General features: G+C 38.4%; 18 protein-coding genes. 9 read left to right on the plus strand and 9 right to left on the minus strand.

Translation table 11 applies throughout. The features are described 5' to 3' along the window. Nucleotides 1-30 precede the first annotated feature (30 nt). Nucleotides 31-477, plus strand: coding sequence for a DinB family protein (locus tag Q8G36_RS08375; protein ID WP_305159605.1), 447 nt, complete (start codon nucleotides 31-33; stop codon nucleotides 475-477). Between the two features lie 184 nt (nucleotides 478-661). Here Q8G36_RS08375 and Q8G36_RS08380 read toward each other — a convergent pair whose 3' ends face one another. Next, nucleotides 662-1312: a DUF2238 domain-containing protein gene (locus tag Q8G36_RS08380; protein ID WP_370694022.1), complete on the minus strand. Its 651-nt coding sequence runs from the start codon at nucleotides 1310-1312 to the stop codon at nucleotides 662-664. Between the two features lie 26 nt (nucleotides 1313-1338). After that, entirely contained in the window at nucleotides 1339-2112 is a 774-nt protein-coding gene (locus tag Q8G36_RS08385) for an alpha/beta fold hydrolase (RefSeq protein ID WP_305159607.1), read from the minus strand. A gap of 278 nt (nucleotides 2113-2390) precedes the next feature. Here Q8G36_RS08385 and Q8G36_RS08390 point away from each other — a divergent pair, with 278 nt between their 5' ends. Next, nucleotides 2391-2573: a hypothetical protein gene (locus Q8G36_RS08390; protein ID WP_289334457.1), complete on the plus strand. Its 183-nt coding sequence runs from the start codon at nucleotides 2391-2393 to the stop codon at nucleotides 2571-2573. 361 nt (nucleotides 2574-2934) lie between these two features. Here Q8G36_RS08390 and Q8G36_RS08395 read toward each other — a convergent pair whose 3' ends face one another. Next, on the minus strand, nucleotides 2935-4659 hold the full coding sequence (locus Q8G36_RS08395; protein ID WP_305159608.1) for a sensor histidine kinase: 1725 nt from the start codon (nucleotides 4657-4659) through the stop codon (nucleotides 2935-2937). Further along, nucleotides 4646-5362, minus strand: a complete 717-nt coding sequence (locus tag Q8G36_RS08400) for a response regulator transcription factor (RefSeq protein ID WP_305159609.1) — start codon at nucleotides 5360-5362, stop codon at nucleotides 4646-4648. The genes Q8G36_RS08395 and Q8G36_RS08400 overlap by 14 nt, the downstream gene beginning before the upstream one ends. 157 nt (nucleotides 5363-5519) lie before the next feature. Here Q8G36_RS08400 and Q8G36_RS08405 point away from each other — a divergent pair, with 157 nt between their 5' ends. The 5 genes from Q8G36_RS08405 to Q8G36_RS08425 all read left to right on the plus strand — a co-directional run bounded on the left by Q8G36_RS08405 (nucleotide 5520) and on the right by Q8G36_RS08425 (nucleotide 10092). After that, nucleotides 5520-6209: an ABC transporter permease gene (locus tag Q8G36_RS08405; protein WP_305159610.1), complete on the plus strand. Its 690-nt coding sequence runs from the start codon at nucleotides 5520-5522 to the stop codon at nucleotides 6207-6209. Further along, nucleotides 6209-7114 (plus strand): ABC transporter ATP-binding protein, encoded by a 906-nt coding sequence (locus Q8G36_RS08410; RefSeq protein WP_305159611.1) that lies wholly within the window; start codon nucleotides 6209-6211, stop codon nucleotides 7112-7114. The genes Q8G36_RS08405 and Q8G36_RS08410 overlap by 1 nt, the downstream gene beginning before the upstream one ends. 116 nt (nucleotides 7115-7230) lie before the next feature. After that, the gene (locus Q8G36_RS08415; RefSeq protein WP_370694026.1) at nucleotides 7231-7665 is read left to right on the plus strand and encodes a PH domain-containing protein; all 435 of its coding nucleotides are present in this window, start codon (nucleotides 7231-7233) and stop codon (nucleotides 7663-7665) included. Continuing rightward, on the plus strand, nucleotides 7662-9173 hold the full coding sequence (locus Q8G36_RS08420) for a PH domain-containing protein (protein WP_305159612.1): 1512 nt from the start codon (nucleotides 7662-7664) through the stop codon (nucleotides 9171-9173). The genes Q8G36_RS08415 and Q8G36_RS08420 overlap by 4 nt, the downstream gene beginning before the upstream one ends. Before the next feature lie 358 nt (nucleotides 9174-9531). Beyond that, nucleotides 9532-10092, plus strand: coding sequence for a peptidoglycan-binding domain-containing protein (locus tag Q8G36_RS08425; RefSeq protein ID WP_305159613.1), 561 nt, complete (start codon nucleotides 9532-9534; stop codon nucleotides 10090-10092). Nucleotides 10093-10623: 531 nt separating this feature from the next. On the opposite strand, the gene Q8G36_RS08430 is transcribed toward Q8G36_RS08425, so the two are convergent. Beyond that, on the minus strand, nucleotides 10624-11070 hold the full coding sequence (locus tag Q8G36_RS08430) for a hypothetical protein (protein WP_305159614.1): 447 nt from the start codon (nucleotides 11068-11070) through the stop codon (nucleotides 10624-10626). Between the two features lie 190 nt (nucleotides 11071-11260). Here Q8G36_RS08430 and Q8G36_RS08435 point away from each other — a divergent pair, with 190 nt between their 5' ends. Together Q8G36_RS08435 and Q8G36_RS08440 are read left to right on the plus strand one after the other, a co-directional pair. Further along, nucleotides 11261-12688, plus strand: coding sequence for a phospholipase D-like domain-containing protein (locus Q8G36_RS08435; protein WP_305159615.1), 1428 nt, complete (start codon nucleotides 11261-11263; stop codon nucleotides 12686-12688). A 132-nt stretch (nucleotides 12689-12820) separates the two neighbouring features. Continuing rightward, nucleotides 12821-13672 (plus strand): MBL fold metallo-hydrolase, encoded by an 852-nt coding sequence (locus tag Q8G36_RS08440; protein ID WP_305159616.1) that lies wholly within the window; start codon nucleotides 12821-12823, stop codon nucleotides 13670-13672. Between the two features lie 157 nt (nucleotides 13673-13829). Here the strand turns inward: Q8G36_RS08440 and Q8G36_RS08445 are convergent, their stop codons facing one another. The 4 genes from Q8G36_RS08445 to Q8G36_RS08460 all read right to left on the minus strand — a co-directional run bounded on the left by Q8G36_RS08445 (nucleotide 13830) and on the right by Q8G36_RS08460 (nucleotide 17681). Then, a complete protein-coding gene (locus Q8G36_RS08445; protein ID WP_305159617.1) occupies nucleotides 13830-14462 on the minus strand; it encodes a LysE family translocator in 633 nt (210 codons plus the stop codon). Nucleotides 14463-14683: 221 nt separating this feature from the next. Next, the gene (kynB, locus tag Q8G36_RS08450) at nucleotides 14684-15310 is read right to left on the minus strand and encodes an arylformamidase (RefSeq protein WP_305159618.1); all 627 of its coding nucleotides are present in this window, start codon (nucleotides 15308-15310) and stop codon (nucleotides 14684-14686) included. A 39-nt stretch (nucleotides 15311-15349) separates the two neighbouring features. After that, nucleotides 15350-16204, minus strand: coding sequence for a tryptophan 2,3-dioxygenase (gene kynA / locus Q8G36_RS08455; protein WP_305159619.1), 855 nt, complete (start codon nucleotides 16202-16204; stop codon nucleotides 15350-15352). 55 nt (nucleotides 16205-16259) lie between these two features. Continuing rightward, on the minus strand, nucleotides 16260-17681 hold the full coding sequence (locus tag Q8G36_RS08460; RefSeq protein ID WP_305159620.1) for an amino acid permease: 1422 nt from the start codon (nucleotides 17679-17681) through the stop codon (nucleotides 16260-16262). Nucleotides 17682-17729: the final 48 nt, after the last annotated feature.

Raw genomic sequence — 17729 nt, forward strand, 5'->3', positions numbered from 1 at the left:
CTTTAGGTAAAACTTAGGGGGGAGTGCAACTTGAAAAATGTAATAGATGGAATCAATCATTGGATAGGTTTTATACCTGAAGAGTTCAATCGGATGACAGAAAAGGAATTAAATCATCGGCCAATGTCACACAAATGGTCCAAAAAAGAGATTTTAGGACATCTATGCGATTCTGCATTGAACAATATGAATAGGTTTATCAAGATTCAGTACGAAGAACAGCCATATGTTATACAATCATATAATCAAGACCAATGGGTATTAGTCCAGAATTATCAAGAGCGGCCAATGGATGAGATAGTTAACCTTTTTTGTGCTATAAATAAGCAAATCATACATATAATAACGAATACACCAAATGATAGATTATCTAATCTTTGTGATATAGGAAATAATCAACAAAAATCATTCGAGTGGCTAATAAAAGATTATCTAGAACATATGGAACATCATATTAACAATCAAATTCTAAAATAGTGATCCATATGGATCACTATTTTTTTATTTATCTTTTTCAGAGCCTTTCATTAAAGGAAAATGGAAGAATAATTCGTATATCTTGTTTAGATAAGAAGGGAAGATGATCATCTGAAAAGGCTTCGTGAATCGATTGTAATTCCTTAAAGCCTTTACAGTTATTGTTTGTAGGCCGGACACATAATTACATCTTTTTTTCTTCTCGATTTTTCACTTTTCGTAACAGCTTGTCATGAAGTTTGGACAAGGTGAACAATACAAGGATAGAGCCGATTAATGTTAACGACATATCCCATTGTGCGTCCCAAATATCACCCTGTATTCCTAAAAAGTCCTTTGATGCTTTTCCGCCTTTTGAAATGAGGGGACCTATCCATTCGATGATTTCATATAAGGCTCCAATGGCAAGCGCAAAACTTAAGGTGACAGCAAATAACCAGGGTCCTTTTGTTAGAGGGGTTTTACGTATTACTATTTCTCTAATCACAATCGCAAATAAACCTTTTAGGAAATGTCCAAACCGATCATAGTGGTTCCGGTTTAGATCGTAATGATCTTTTAGCCAATCAAATAGAGGAACTTTTGAGTACGTATAATGGGCACCGATGAACATGGTGATTGAAAGAACGGCAATAATGAAATAGGATAATGTAGTCAGGCGGAATTTATTATATACAGCCATTACAAAAATCAGAAATACAACGGCAGGAAGTACTTCCATTGTCCATATCAAGTATCCTTCAGGCTTAATAACTGACCAAATAAAAACTGCAGTTACTAGCAATAGTAATATTAAATGAATCAGTTTACTTTTATCTCTTCCCAATTTTTTCACTCCAATAAATTTATCGGTTGATAGAATCAAACAATTTGTGTATGGATAAAATGCTTAATACTTTCATTTAAATCATTAGCGGCTTTTGTAGGGATCTGATGCTTTGTATGATCAATGAACTTTAATTCTGTACATGGCAATTTTTCATGCAATAAATTAGCATAATGGTAAAGTGGTTTATCTTTTTTACCATAGATCAGTAAAGTGGGCAGGTTGATTTTCTTTAGCTGATGGGTACAGTTATAATGCAAACTATAATGGTAATACTGCTCGATATTTCTGGCATCTCCCTTTAGGGCTTCATTAAACATTTCGTTGAACAAACTTTCGGTATTTGAATTGCTCCATGAAATGGAAAGTGCAAGAAGTGGAACTGCGTCTTTATTGGCAAGTGATATTCCTAAAGAAATCTTTTGTTTTAAATATTTATCCCTCACTTCAGACATTCCACCTATTACGATGCCTCCTAGAGCCCTATCGGCACAATTCAGCAAATATTCCAATACGATAGAGCCGCCGGTTGAATATCCGCATATGATTGCTTTTTTAATTTTCAAATGATCCAACAGATGTTTGATATCTTCTATAATCAGGGGATAGGTTACTGGCAGTCTTGAATACTGACTTCTTCCGTGACCCCTAATATCAAAAGTGATAACTTTGAATTCTTCGGATAATTCCTCCATTTGGTATTGGAAATTCACACTAGTCAGTACAGGAGGATGAATAAAAACAATAGGAACCCCTTTTCCCTTAACAGAATAATGCAAGCTAATACCGTCCACATCTAACATTGGCATGAATATTCACCTCAATAATCTTAAATTATTTTCAATCATTGAATGGCTATACTATTTAATAAACAACTTGATGATAAGCAATTTGGATTTTAGCGACATAAAAATAAACTTCCCATTTGAAGAGTACTTGCATATCCCTCCTGAAATAAAATTCCCTTTATAACATGTTTTTATTACTAATTGTTTTGGTAACAAACATCTTGAATTTTTTGGTTTTATTTGAACAAGATATAAGAGTTCAGGAAATGAACAAAAATATATAAAATAAGGTGATGTAAATGAAGGCAAACATGGATAAAATTTTACCAGTTGTCGCTTCGGTTGGAGTCGGTATTGCTACTTATCAAATGTTGAGTGGAAATGGCGGGAAAATGAAAAATATGGTGCCGCTTGCCACTAACTTGATGGGAATGGGAACAGGGATGCAAGGGCAGAATCAACAGCAGTCAGATTATCAATAAAACAAAATAATCCCCTTAAGGGGATTATTTTGTTTTATTCAAGTGTTTCCTACCTGCCTACGAACAACATATGTAATTACATAGGTAATAATGAATTTTGGAAAGCCATTCGTAGTGGTACATGAAAAACAATCGTTAGCAATTGGAGCAGCAGTTAACACTTATATAAACTTGTCACATAGTATGGAGACAGTTATAACCTCTTTAGGTGACACACATATAAGGTTCTAAGCTAAGGGGTGATGAAACAATGTCTCAAGTATTAGGGGTACGATATCCTGTCGTTACCCAATCTGATCGAACTTTAACTTTGATTCATATGTACGCTTATGAATTTCTGTGATTCCTATTTTCATCAAATTTAGGCTGGGAGAATGATTCGAACAGTTGTGCCTTTTTGCGGTGAACTTTTTACATTAATGGATCCTCCGTGAAGCTGAACCAATTGTTTCGTTATGGCCATCCCAAGACCAGTTCCACGACCGGAATCACTTGTATTGGTACCACGGTAATAACGCTGGAAGAGCTTATTTATAGTTTCATTGTCCATACCTATGCCATCATCTTCAATCGTAATAACCATAAGGTGTCCCTCAATAGGAGAAATAGATACTGTAATCGTAGTACCAGAAGGATTATACTGGATAGCATTCGCAATTAGGTTATCGATAATCCGTTGAAACCATTTGGTATCGATAGATGCTAAAGCTGTTTCGTTTTTCGGCTGGAAGATGAATTTCATAGAGCTGTTAGCTGGATCATTTATGAAATGGATAATGGTTCTGCGTATGAATTCAATGATATCTACTTCTTCTTTCATAATGGGCAGAGCTTGATTTCTTAAACGGTATGTTAATGTTAGATCCTCAAGTAATTCCATCATATATCCTGATTTTTCGGCAATGATTAAGGCGAATTCCCTTGTCTCTTTTTCTGTCCACCAGTAATTTTCAGATTCAAGCATTTGAGCATAACCTGATATGGAAGCAAGAGGCGTTTTTAAATCATGCGAAAGGCCGCTTATCCATTCATCTCTAGTTTGAGTCATTTTCCTTCGTTGAGTTTCGTTTTGCTGTAAGGTCTCCGTTAACTGTACAAGGGTGGTAATCAGATCTTTATATAACCGATATTTCCTTTTAAGCTTTCCTTTTTTATTTAACATGATAGGTCGCTGATGGAGATCGAGTGGCTGTTCATATAAACCACTTCCAAGATTTTGAATCCATTTCATCATTGTAATCAATGGAACCCCGAATTTACGTGCATACCAGAAGGTACCCGTTAACAACAGAAGAAATAAGACTATAAAGATGATTAAAACACTTTTACTGATGCCTTTGAACAAGTTTTCTTCTAGAGAGGTCGAACCTGAATGGCTTATGCCCACAATGATTGTCTGTTCCGTCTCTACATCAAAGAAAGCATCAACTGAATCGTGTGCACTCTCTGATAAGGTTTGAAGGTCCTGATTCGTGTATGTGATCCCTTCCTTATCCCTGCCATATCCATCTAACACCTTGCCGGTTGAATTGATTAATTGAACCCATGCCTCTTTCTCATCGATTTGCTGAAGAGTAGCAGCGGAAAGATTAAGAAGATGATTTTCCCAATCGACTCTTGACTTAACCTCGTTTAACAGACTAGTCTCATAACTTTTTCTACCGAATATAAGCATTTGTGGCTGCGGATACGTTTCATCTAATGTCCAATGGAAGTATTCCACAGGATCAGAGCTATTTTGTAGCATTAAACCGGCAAGTTCACTTTTATTAAAATGTGAAGGTACATTTTCCGAAGCATTGTAAGCTCCAATGACATCGCCTTTTGTTGTTAGGACTAGGAGCCAGCCATTCTGATTCTTTGCCAGCTGTTTTAATTCGTCATCGAAGGTCACTTTTTTACCTTGTATCGTAATCTTATCAGAAAAGAAAAGGCTATCTGCCTTAGATAAATCTTGTGTAACTTCTTCATTCATGATGGAAAAGCCAATGACCGCCCAAATGGACAATAGAATAAAGAAAAATATGATGAAAACAAGAATCAATTGGATAAAAAACGGTAAAATGAAGCGTTTATGAATGTTCATGTTTACCACTATCAGAAACAAATTTATAGCCAAGTCCCCTTACAGTAATAAGATGACGCGGCTTACTTGGATTGTCCTCAATCTTTTCCCGAAGTTTACTAATATGGACCATAACGGTATTATCCTCACCTAAAAATTCTTCGCCCCACACTTTTTCATAAAGCTGGCTTTTACTAAAGAGCTGATTTGGATATTTACAGAAGAATAGCAGTAGCAGGTAAACCTGAGCTGGCAATTCTACTTTCCTACCATTCACAGTTACTTCTCCAGATAGAGTGTTTACTTGGATTTGTCCGTGCTGGTAAAACGTTTGGGAAGTGTGTGATATCCTTCCTGAATGACGCCGTAAATGTGCTTTTACCCTTGCGACAACCTCAAGTGGATTAAAAGGTTTTGTAATATAATCGTCTGCGCCTAATGCAAAACCAGAAAGTTTATCCAAATCTGTTGAACGTGCCGTAAGAAAGAAAATGGGGGCATCGGTGGTTTCCCTAATCAGAGGACAAATTTCAAAACCGCTACGATTTGGGAGCATAACATCCAGAAGGATTAAGTCATACCGTTTTGTTTGACATAAGGTCAGAGCATCCTCAGCAGTATATGCTGTATCTATATATTTAAATTCTTCTCTTTTTAGAATCGTTGTTAACATATGTAATATTGCTTTTTCATCATCTACAATCAATAATTGTGTCTCTTGCATATGGATACTCCCATTCTATTATGATATATAAATTATCATATCATTCGTTTACCAATTATTTAATAATTAAGGAAAAATTAAGGTGAAGTTTCTGATAGCTTAAGAAAGAACACCTATAATAGTGCTAAAGTGATTAACAGGAAGGAAGAAACCTAGTATGTATGTCATCGGTAAAAGAGAATTTATCAACTTATTCAAAGGAATTAAATCAGTTATTATTGTAATGATGTTATTAGTTACCTCCTATTATTCAGCCAAGTTTTCCGACTTATTAATGTCTGGGATTGAACTTACAGCGAAGGAAGCTGAAAATATCCACACTGTTGGTCTTTTGACCCTCATCTTACTTTTTGGCCAATTATTTGTAATGGGACTATCACACGATAGCCTAAACAGAGAAACACACGAACGCACTATCCGATTTTTAGTGACAAGAACGTCAAGAACCTCCATTATTCTGGGGAAGTTTTTAGGTATTTGGCTATTTTGGCTTATTTGCCTAACGATCTCCTTCTTGCTAATCAGCATCTTTTCACAGAAGATTGATGTTTTTATCTTTTCTCAGATAATGAGTTTATTAACCTACCAAATAAGCTTAACAATCTTACTTTCCGTTCTCATTCCTAAGCCTGGATTTACCATGTTCCTTGGAATCATGGTTGGGTTAGCCTTTCCTATTATTGGATTATGGGTTTCTTTTACGTCGAATGTATGGGTGAGTTGGATGAAATTCATAACCCCCTATTATTATTTGATTAGGGAAGACTATACCTTTTTGGTGATTGTTTTATTAGCAGGTATCATGCTCGTTATCGCCAATCTGATTTTCAAAAGGAGGGAATGCTGATGAACGCCATCGAAACAACGCAGCTAAAGAAATCATATGGAGCGGTACCGATCGTAAAAGGAATTGATCTTATCGTGGAAAAAGGAGAAATCTTTGGTTTTCTAGGTCGTAACGGAGCTGGTAAATCAACCTTCATCAATATGTTAACCGGCATTATTCAACCCAACTCTGGAACCTATTCACTCCTAGGTGTAAAAGGTCCAAATGATCAAGTAAAGAAGAGGATTGGGGTAATGCCCGATTACTCCACATTATATGGCTCGTTAACGGCGGTTGAGCATTTGAAATTTTTATCAGCGCTTTCAGGAAATCCAGCAGGAAAAGATAGGTGCATTGAAGTCCTCCAGTTAGTTGGTCTTGAATCTCATGCTCATAAAAAAGCCGCTAAATTTTCATTCGGTATGAAAAAGAAGCTTGGAATTGCACAAGCCATCATCCATGAACCTGAGCTAATCTTTCTTGATGAACCAACTTCCGGTTTGGATGCGGAATCCGCAATCCATATCCACAAGCTGATCAAGGATCTGCAAAAAAGAGGGGCGACTATTTTCATGACATCCCATAATCTTTATGAAGTAGAGAAAATATGTACCCGAATTGCGATTATGAAAGAAGGACAGATTGTTAGTATTGGCACAATGGAAGAACTTAGAGACTTATATAGGTCAACGATAACGGTCAAGCTTAAGCATTCTTCGGTGCCGAAATCAGAACAAGTAAAATTACATCAGTGGCTGGAGTCAGTTGGGACAAAACTGGAAATGAAAGATTCTTACGTGACTATCAATGTTGATGATGAGAAAAAGATTGCTGATATGATTCGAGCTTTCAATCAGTGTAAGGTTGATGTTTTGCGTGTAAATGTAAAAGAACCTTCACTAGAAGAAATCTTTTTGGCCGAATAGGTTAAATAAATATGAGTTTATAAAGCACATTGATTTAAAATATAGGCGGTGATTTTATTCATTCTTTAATGAGCTTACCTCAAAAAAGATTATCCAAGGATGCGATAAAAGTGTGGATGTTAAGTGAAATGGTCACAAATCTAATCGCATTCATCATTCTTGGAGTCTTACTTTACCTAGATTATCGTTTTTCTTGGAAAGAGTGGATCGGCTGGATTCTGATTTGGATTACAGCTATCTCTGTGCTAGGTGCAGTCTGGTCTTTGATTAGCCCTTTTCTACTGTATAAAAACTGGCGCTTTGATGCAGATGAAGAGTTTTTACAATTAAAATCAGGTGTACTAAATGAAGTGCATGAACTTGTCCCAATGACAAAAATTCAATCGGTTGCTACCAAACAAGGACCGTTACTTAGAAAATACGGACTCTGTTCAGTTTCAATTGAAACGATGGGTTCCTCTCACTCGATACCAGCGCTACCAAAAGAGGTTGCCATCAAGTTAAGGAATCAGATTGCTCAATATGCAAAAATTAAGGAAGTGGTGCAATGACGAAAGCAAAACGATACAATCCACTTCTTATGCTCTTTAATTTCTGTAAATTAATCAGGAATTCCATTTTCTTTGTCATTTATTTCTTTGTGATCAAAGCTGGTTCTGAATCCACCTTCATCACATACGGCAGGATTGTTTTTTTTATAGCTTTCGGATTAACACTTATTTCAATTATTTTAAAATGGTTCACTCATAAATTCGAACTTGATAATCGTTCCTTTCATCTATACAAAGGAATTTTCAGTAAATCTGAACGGACCATTCCTTTTTCTGAAATTCAAAACGTCAATCGTCATACATCTTTATTCCATCGGATTTTTAAAGTGACATCCGTCAATTTTGAAACAGGAATAGCAGGTGGGGATGCTGATGTTAGATTCGAAGTCATTTCTCAAAAGGAAGCAGATCGGATGGAATCGCATATGAAAAGTACTGTCCAGGAAGAATTGGCGACCATTCATGCTAGCGAATATAAAGATATTGCTTCAGTTGAAGCGGAAGTTAAAAAAGGAATTTCAAATCGGACCAATCATTATAAGCCGACAAAAAAGGATATTATAAAAGCATCCTTTACATCTCTTAGTTTCCTGGTCCTTATTCCTTTGATTAGTTCTTTTTATTTCAAAATCAATGAAATCTTTCATGTGGAAAATGAAGCAGTGGGGATTTTTGAAAAGCTAATCGGCTCTTGGTGGATGGTGACGTTCATTATCATTGTTCTCGTCATTGCTTCTATCACTTTCGGAATAGTGAGGACATTTTTAAAATATGGGAATTATCAAGTTTCCTCAGACCATGATCGAATTTACATTACGAAAGGTCTGATCGATGAAACTGCCTTTTCTATATCCAAAGAAAAAGTGCAGGCAATTGAAATTAAACAGTCCATCATGAAACGGATACTCGGACTTGCCGAAGTGAAGCTGACAAGTGCAGGGGGTTTAAGTTCTGAAGAAGATACGCTTGAAATCAACTCACTCTATCCCTATCTACCTGTTAAACGGGCATATGAAATGGTTTCGGAAATATTGCCATTTTATGAAATAACACAGAAGATGACTCCTCTCCCGATAAAATCCTTTTGGGTGCGCATATTGTGGCCAAGCTGGCTCTGGATCATTGCAACGGTTTTCTTATTATATTTCAAGCCGACTGTTCTGGAAGTGGAGGAAACATGGTGGATGCTATCTGCTATCCTGTTAATTATTATATTTGTTTCAAGATTGTTAGATTTCTTCAATACCTTCTACATTTTGAACGATCACTTCATTCAATTCAAAAAAGGGAGTATGGCCACATCTTTATTCGTTTCAAAACGAGATAAGATCATTGAAGTGAACGTAACCCGAAATATCATTCAAAAAATGCTCGGCCTTGCATCCATTGGGACAATCAATCGGGCTAAACCGGTGCATCATGCTGGTATTAATCATGTGTCTATAGAGATGGCTGACGCGTTTTACAAATGGTATATGGAACGTAGAAATGAAATCAAAGTTGAATGAAAGGGGTAAGTCGATTCGTATCTAAATTGAGGATGGCAGAAATATGAGAGAAAGCAGGGATAACGATCAACTTACAAAACCAAATAAAGACGAGACAAACATCAGGATAAGTGTTCGATCAGATCATGATTATTTACATTTACTGTCAATATATATAAGTATAAAGCCTGTATGAGGACGATGTATTGTCAATAATGGGATTCCTTTTCAGCAATACACCTTACTGTGGATCTTATTTACCATTTTTTATAATTAAAGTAATAAAACACCAATATTATAAATCCATACGTTATAATGAATGGGCTCCAAGGGAAGTGTCAGAAACCTGCAGGAGTGATCATATGAATGGAGGTAATATGTGTTGAAGAAAAAATTATTGGTCATGATTCCAACAGTTGCCCTGATGTTGGCCCCTCTAGGAACGGGAACTTCAATTACCCACGCAGCATCAAAGGGCAGTCAAATCCAGAAAATCGAAACGAAGGCGGAAACACGTCCGACCCTCAGGAAAGGCTCACGTTCGAGTTATGTAAAAGACTTACAGCAAAGCCTTAAAGATGTTAAATATAATGTAGGCGTTGATGGGATTTTCGGTACCCAAACACAAAATGTGGTTAGGGAGTTTCAAGTGGATCATAACTTGAGTTCAGATGGTATCGTCGGTCCGCTGACATGGGCTGCTTTAGATGAAAATAAGGTGGAAAGAAAACAGTTCACGGAGAAAGACGCAATCGCGTTAGGGAAGAAGAAGCTGGGTAACAAGATCGTATTCAGCGGTGATGGCAGATTGCTGAAAGATGGCAAAGGAAAATCATATTACAAATATAAAGCAGCTAATCAAGATTGGATCGATCAAGGCGGATCAGGAACGATTGGGTGGTTTCATATTTATAAAGATGGCCGTGTAGTGGAACAATAAAGGAGTATACATGCAAAGAATGTTCTCACTTTAAGTGGGTTTTTTTTTTGTGAAGCATGGATATAATAAGATGACTAAATACATCTATTTTTGGCTATAAATAACAAGTAAATAAAGATATAATAGTAAATGGACAGCAATTTGGTATAGTGGGCAGCGGTCACTCCTTTTCAGAAAGGGGGTGTCGCTGGTGATTTCTATTATGGACGGACTGATGCTAATGATTTCATTCGCCTCTTTAATCGTCGCAGTAATCGCGGTTACATTGAAAAAGTAACCCCCTCCATACCATCCGGCCAGATGTATGTAGGAAAAGGGTTACTTTCATGATCGAGTAGCAACTGACTTACCACAGAAAGCCGCTGCTCTTTATGCAGTTTGCTGTTCATTAAGACGCTGGTTTAACCAGTGTCTTTTTTTATATGTTAATTATCTTTATTATATCCTCATTTTACCTATACATTCAACTGAAAAACATGGAAAGAGCATAAATGAAGTTCGGGAAATCGATTCCGGAACTTAGAAAATCAACTAGGTTTTCGTTAAATCCCTGCCGGTTTCCAACTTGAATAATTTCATTCCTTTATAAGAAACAATCGAAGGAATCATACAAAGCAAGGCCATCGGTAAACAATAAAGAAGATAGAAATGCCCTCCGTTTTCCAGCAAGGGAATATAGGCTAAAGCAACAAAAAGCAAAGTGAAAAAAATGATCGTGAAAATCCCGAAAGATTGATGATAGAATGCATGAATTTCCCTTCTTCTTTCAATTTGGTTGGGTAAGGTCTTTGCTGCTTTGTGCGTTCGAAGGAATAGGTACAAGGAGAACATTAGAAATAAAGCGGAAAATGGTAAAGCGATCGCAAATAATGAAACGTCAAGAATGGAAAGATAAAAGCTGGATAAAAAGAAAACTTCTGATATCCCTAATGCAAAACAATAATTGAAGATACTTATTCTATCAGGTTGTTTAAGCATGAAATCCCTCCTTCTATATCATATTATGCAACTGCTTTCATGTTCACCACTTTGTCACATTTAAAAGGAAAATAAATGCTCCAAGTTCGACGTAAAACAGGTAAACGGCCCCGCTCGCCTGCAGAAGTTGAATAGAGTCTTTTCATATTACGAATAGTAATAAAATATCGCTTAAAGGGGGGAGTGCTCAATGACTGTAAAAACGGCAATTAAAGGATTTCTGCTCGTTCTTCTATTATATTTCCTTTACGTAGTGGTGACGGCAGTGGTTCTTTTCCCCAAAGAAGAAAAAGAAGAAAATAGGCCGATTACACAAGTAAGCGCATATATGGGAGAGAAGGAAGCCACCGTGGATCGAGTCCTGCTTCTCGAAGACGGTTATGAGTCGGGACTCGCCCGAATGCGAATGATCCAGGAAGCCCAGCATACAATCGATATCGCCTACTATGCTTTTGGAAAAGGCAAATCGACCGATCTTTTTCTTGGAGCCTTGATCGATGCGGCTGACCGAGGTGTCAAAGTCCGAATCCTTCTGGATGGAATATCCCATGGACTCAGAGGTCAATTAAGCAGTGCCCGTTATGCATTGGCTTCGCATGAAAACATTGAATTAAGATATTACGAAACCATGAAGCCATTTAAGCCGTGGACCTGGCATAATCGCCTTCATGACAAGATCATCACTGTAGATGGAAAGTTAGGCATCATCGGAGGGAGAAATATTGCCGATAAGTATTTAGCAAGCAAGCCGCCGAGGAATTTTGTCTATGACAGGGATGTACTCATTTTCAATGCTAAAGAGGAGAAAGATAGTGTAATCGTTGAAATGAAGGACTATTTGCATGAATTATGGACCCATCCGTATACGAGCGATGTTTTTTCGGACCTCTCGAAAAGGCAAACGGAAAAAGGAAAACGTGAAAGAGATGCATTAGCGAAACAATACAGCAAAGCTTTGCAAACTGAAACCGATTTCGTTAACCCAGTCGTCGATTGGAGCAAGGCTACAACACCTACTAAAAAAGTGTCCTTCATTCATAATCCAATCGAACGTTTCAACAAACACCCTATTGTGTGGAGATCTCTAGTGGATATTGCTGCGAACGCCAATCAATCGGTATACATCCAAAGTCCCTATATTGTCCCTGCGGATGACTTGAAGGAATATGTACCGAAGCAAATGGATTCAAAGGCTGATTGGACCATCCTTACCAACTCGGCTGCATCAACCCCGAATATGATCGCTTTTTCCGGTTACTTGGCTCTTAGGGATAGTATCGTTGAGACGGGGGGAAGGCTTTTTGAATATTCAAAGCCTTATTCTTTGCATGGTAAATCGGTTGTCTATGATCAACGACTAAGTGCAGTGGGGTCCTACAATTTGGATTCTCGATCTGCCTTTTTAAATACAGAATCGATGGTGGTCATCGATAGTGAAGCATTTGCGGCACAGTTGATAGGGGTCATCGAGTCGAAAATCTCAAATAGTACACTCGTTGCGGACAATAAAAAATATATAGAACCGCCTGAAGATCAGAAAAAGGAAGAGTCTTTTTTTAAAGCCACCTTTTTAAATGCCCTCTCGAAAATTACGGTATATTGGAATAGGTTCATTTGAATGATGACGAAAAAGACAGCAATCTCAGTGATTGTTGTCTTTTTAGCCTTTTCGGAGATTCTCTTATGAATAAATGTGTAATTTGCTATACTTGAGCAAGCTAATCATAACAATCGTAAGGAGAACAGAAACATGCAATCATTACAGCATCTATCGAAACATATTGTCTGCCTGCCGCCAGTTCAGGAAACGGATCGCCCGGTTCTTGCCGCCGTGACGGGAAACAAGAAAACGCTCATCATCGATGCCGGTAATTCTGTCCGGCATGCACAGCTCTTTAAGGACGAATTGCTTCGGAATGATATGAGCGGGAACTTTCTCGTTCTTACCCATTCACACTGGGACCATGTATTCGGACTGGAGAATATCGGGATTCCGGTGATTTGTCAGGAAAAAACATACACCAACATTAAAGATATGCAGCAGCTTTCATGGGAAGATCAGGCCCTTGATGAACGGGTCGAAGAAGGGACGGAGATTCCATTTTGCGCCGATGCAATCAAATTGGAACATGGGACGAATAGAGAGATTACCTTCCCCCTGCCTGATATCATCTTTGAAAAAACGATGACGATCGATCTCGGCAATCTAACCTGTGTCATTGAACATGTTGGCGGCGACCATGCCAAAGATTCCTGCATCATTTATGTACAAGAGGAAAAAACATTATTTCTGGGAGACTGCCTTTATGCCAATCTTTATGCTGAAAAATGGAATTATACGGCTGAACAGGCTTCTCTGCTCATTAAGAAAATTGAAGCCTATGATGCCGAAACATACATACTCTCCCATCATGATCAGCCTTGCACGAGACTGGAGATGGAGGCGGAGCTTAAGCTAATGAAAGAATGTGCCAGGGCAGTGGTCGAACATAGGGGAAACCAGGCTTTAATGGAACAGGAATTGGCTAAAGAATTAAAGCGGGATTTAACTGAGGACGAGCTCGAAACAATTGGATTTTTCGTGAATGGGTATGTTGAGTGATTTAAGCACTAAAGAACACAAAAAGGTAAAAACGGTTATTATAAAGGTATGGGTGGGGTATGAGTTCGGTATTACTGGGCTCATACCCTTTAATTTGACCTTTTTCCGTAAAAGTCCTCACTAAGCCCAATCATGGACCCCACACCAAATCTTCAAATTAATTATGAGCTTTTTCAAGAGCTAGCTTTATCCCGAAACCAATCAAGACCGTCCCGGTTATACCCTCGAAAATCGCTTGGGTTCTAGGCTTTTTCATAAAAGCACTGATTTGGTTCAGCAGATAGATATAAAATACAAACCACAACGCAGTTAAAACGGTATACGTTATGCCCATGATCAGGAACGGTAAAAACGTATCATTTCCTGGATTCACGAACTGAGGCAGAAACGTTAAAAAGAAGACGGCCACTTTAGGATTCAGCAGGTTGGTAAGGAACCCTTGCTTAAAGCAAGACTGGTTTTCGTACTTGCTTTTGACTGACGTTTCCGCCGCTGCGGCCACTTGCTTATTCCTTAATCCCCATAAGGTCTTGAAGCCTAGATATACCAAGTAAACGGCACCGACATATTTGAAGATGGAAAATAGTAAAGCGGATTTCACAATGATTGCTGAAAGTCCGAACACGGCAGCTGATGTATGAATAAGCAGGGCACAGCATGTGCCGAACATCGTTTTAAAACCTCCCGACGTCCCCACGGTAACGGTGTTCCTTGTTGCTATTGCTGTATCTGGACCAGGTAAGATGATGAGAAGGATGCACATGATGATGAACAAATAAAAGTTTTCCATATTCGGACCTCCACTTTAGTGATGAATTCTGAAAATTATAACATAGATGTACTTGGTTTAGGGAGATGAATTTGATAGTCATGATTATCTCAGGACAATGGAGGAGAGGGGAAATCGGCTTGACTAAAAAGATACGGTGTTTAATGAAACAAAAAAACAAGCCAAATCATTTTTTGATCTGGCTCGTTTTTTTGTTAATTCAATACCAACACTGTTATATGTTAGGGTAACTTTTTCAACACAGCACGTACAGGACTTCCATCTGCTTCAACTAATGGAAGAGGGAGGGCTGCCAGCTCATAATTACCCGGCCCGATACCGTCTAATACAAGTCCTTCCAAAATGTGAATTCCATGATCGGCAAGTTCATGGTGGGCAGATAGTTCTTTACTATCCAGTGGATCTACTGATGGTAAATCAAGTCCAATAAGACGAACGCCGACTTCTGAAAGATATGCCGCCAATTCTGGTTGGATATGAGGAATGGTTTGTGGAAATACACTTCGATCTTTCCATGCATCCGTGCGAATTAACAGACGCGTCACTCCTTCTAAATCTATATTGGATAATTCGTCGACTCCGATGCTTGTCTTGTTTGGTAAATGGATAACTCGGGCATTTCCCATATATAATTCGAGATCCAAATCAATCACTCTTTTTCCATCATCATCAAAATGAAAAGGTGCATCAATATGGGTACCGGTGTGGACACTCATATTGATTTGACCTACATTGACAGATCCACTTTCTTCTTTACTCCAATTGACTTTGTATGAGAAAGGGGTATCTCCAGGCCAAACTGCAACGTTTTCATCCAGACGTTGTGAAATATCAATCCATGTCCCCATGCATTTACCTCCATCTCTTCTGGCTGTTTCTTGAATATCTTATAGCTTCGTTCTTAAACTCCATAGTTCTGGGAAAAAGTGTTGATCGAGTGCTCTTTTTAAATACGTTACACCTGATGATCCGCCAGTACCTTGTTTATTACCAATAATCCTTTCCACTGTGGTCATATGATTAAAACGCCATAATTGCTGTTGGTGGCCAATGTCCACTAACTTTTCGCCCAGCTCATATAAATCCCAATATTGCTCAACATCGCGATAAACTGTCAGCCACGCCTCTTCTACACTGGCATTTGGTTCATATTTTTGTGACCAATCCCTGCTGATGGCTTCTTGATCAATAGGTAATCCGCGCGCCACAAGAGCATTAATCGCCGCGTCATAAATACTTGGCTCATGAAGGGCCTGCTGCATTTGCTCGTATAGATCTGTCTGATGCTGATAGACTGATAGCGTATGGACATTTTTGTTTCCTAATGCAAATTCAATCAAACGATTCTGATAAGATTGGAATCCGGAAGATTGTCCCAGTTTATCCCTGAACTCCATATATTCAGCCGGTGTCAAAGTTGAAAGGACATTCCATGACTGAATTAATTGCTGCTGGATCCTCGAAACGCGCGACAGCATTTTAAACGAAGGTTCCAGCTTGTTTTGGCGGATAGACTCAGTTGCTGCTGTCAACTCATGTAAAATGAGCTTCATCCATAGCTCACTCGCTTGATGGATAATGATAAATAGCATTTCATCATGATGATCGGAACATCTATGTTGACTAGTTAAAATCTTATCAAGGTGGAGATAATCTCCGTAAGACATCGATTTTTGAAAGTCGGTTTGAATGTCTTTCTCTAGACCAGTTAGTGTTTGTTCATTGTTATCGATATTCTTCATTCCGCAATCCCCTCACTTTTCATATGCAAAAAACTAAACGATTTATTCCACCATTCTATTCTATCTTCTTTTCCAGAGATTCTTCCATTACATTATGGTTAATATTTCTTCTTTTTGAAACAAAATAAGCAACAGCTAAAAATAGTAACCAAGGTATCCCGAATTGAAGCATGATCTTGAAATCTGTAAACCATGTTGTAATCATTAAGCTGAATAGAAGAACGGCTCCTAGTATCGTTAAATAGGGAAAGCCGATCATCCTTACCGGTAATTTGCGTCCGCCGGTTTTCTCCCATTTTACCCTGAAAAACAAATGGGAAATGAAGATCATGAGCCATGTGAATATTGCACCGAACATGGAAATCCCCATCATGAATGCATAGGATGAACCAGGAAGTAACGCATGAACGCCTGCAGCAATGAAAATCCCCGTTGTAGAGACAGCAAGTGCTTTTCCCGGCACGCCCCTTTTGTTTAACTTTCCTAAAAAGCTAGGTGCATGTTTTCCGCGAGCTAATGAAAACATCATACGTGTTGAAGCATAGAGCTGGGCATTCATGGCAGATAAAGCAGCCGTTAAAATAATAAAGTTCATGATCCCGGTTGCACCAGGAATGTTCAAGATTTCCATTACTTTTACGAATGGACTTTCTTCGATCCCAGCCGTTTTCCAAGGAACGATCATCAACATGATACCGATTGTCAATACATAGAAAGTGGATAAACGGAACACAGTCGCTTTTAATGCTTTTGGAACAGCTGCATCCGGATCTTTTGCTTCCCCTGATGTAACCGCTATCATTTCAGTTCCGAGAAAGCTGAATAAAGATATAAATACGGCTATCCACATCCCCTTCAAACCAAATGGGAAAAAACCGCCTTCATTCACAAGGTTTTCCGGTCCTATATGTGGTTGTTCGGATGAACCGAATAGTACATAAGCTCCGAGGAGGATAAAACCAACAATGGCACTTATTTTAATAAAGGAGAACCAATACTCAAATGTAGCGAATGTATTCACGCTGGTAGCATTTACATAAATCAGGACACCTGCAAACAACAAAATCCATACGATTCCCGGCACGGTCGGAAACCAATAATTCATATACACGCTGACTGCACTTACTTCAACCCCAACAGCCAAAACATTGCCAATCCAATAAGAATAGCGGACAAGATAGCCTGCCATAGGAGTCATGTACTTTTCAGCAATGGCTCCAAAAGATCCCGAAGTAGGATGGGCAACCGTCATTTCGGCTAAACAGCCCATCAATAGTAAGACAATGAACGCCCCGAGTGCATAACTGAGCAATACACTTGGTCCTGCAGCTTGAATGGCAAGCCCGCTGCCAAGGAATAGCCCTGTCCCGATGGCACAGCCCATTGCGATCATGGAAAGCTGATTTGTTTCCAGCTCGCGCTTTAATCCTTTTTCAGGCTCATCTTTAAAGTTCAATTGAGTATTTTTGTTCTCCATAGTTCATCCCCTTTTTATCCAAAAAGATTTTACCCTCCCTAATGGGCA

This window comes from Peribacillus frigoritolerans, from assembly GCF_030676415.1.
GTDB lineage: Bacteria > Bacillota > Bacilli > Bacillales > DSM-1321 > Peribacillus > Peribacillus frigoritolerans_A.

Coding starts and splice junctions, on each gene's coding strand:
- Q8G36_RS08390 (WP_289334457.1), top strand. CDS start 2,391: ATGAAGGCAAACATGGATAAAATTTTACCAGTTGTCGCTTCGGTTGGA.
- Q8G36_RS08420 (WP_305159612.1), top strand. CDS start 7,662: ATGACGAAAGCAAAACGATACAATCCACTTCTTATGCTCTTTAATTTC.
- Q8G36_RS08410 (WP_305159611.1), top strand. CDS start 6,209: ATGAACGCCATCGAAACAACGCAGCTAAAGAAATCATATGGAGCGGTA.
- kynA (WP_305159619.1), bottom strand. CDS start 16,204: ATGAAGAATATCGATAACAATGAACAAACACTAACTGGTCTAGAGAAA.
- kynB (WP_305159618.1), bottom strand. CDS start 15,310: ATGGGGACATGGATTGATATTTCACAACGTCTGGATGAAAACGTTGCA.
- Q8G36_RS08460 (WP_305159620.1), bottom strand. CDS start 17,681: ATGGAGAACAAAAATACTCAATTGAACTTTAAAGATGAGCCTGAAAAA.
- Q8G36_RS08440 (WP_305159616.1), top strand. CDS start 12,821: ATGCAATCATTACAGCATCTATCGAAACATATTGTCTGCCTGCCGCCA.
- Q8G36_RS08385 (WP_305159607.1), bottom strand. CDS start 2,112: ATGCCAATGTTAGATGTGGACGGTATTAGCTTGCATTATTCTGTTAAG.
- Q8G36_RS08395 (WP_305159608.1), bottom strand. CDS start 4,659: ATGAACATTCATAAACGCTTCATTTTACCGTTTTTTATCCAATTGATT.
- Q8G36_RS08435 (WP_305159615.1), top strand. CDS start 11,261: ATGACTGTAAAAACGGCAATTAAAGGATTTCTGCTCGTTCTTCTATTA.
- Q8G36_RS08415 (WP_370694026.1), top strand. CDS start 7,231: ATGTTAAGTGAAATGGTCACAAATCTAATCGCATTCATCATTCTTGGA.
- Q8G36_RS08430 (WP_305159614.1), bottom strand. CDS start 11,070: ATGCTTAAACAACCTGATAGAATAAGTATCTTCAATTATTGTTTTGCA.
- Q8G36_RS08400 (WP_305159609.1), bottom strand. CDS start 5,362: ATGCAAGAGACACAATTATTGATTGTAGATGATGAAAAAGCAATATTA.
- Q8G36_RS08405 (WP_305159610.1), top strand. CDS start 5,520: ATGTATGTCATCGGTAAAAGAGAATTTATCAACTTATTCAAAGGAATT.
- Q8G36_RS08445 (WP_305159617.1), bottom strand. CDS start 14,462: ATGGAAAACTTTTATTTGTTCATCATCATGTGCATCCTTCTCATCATC.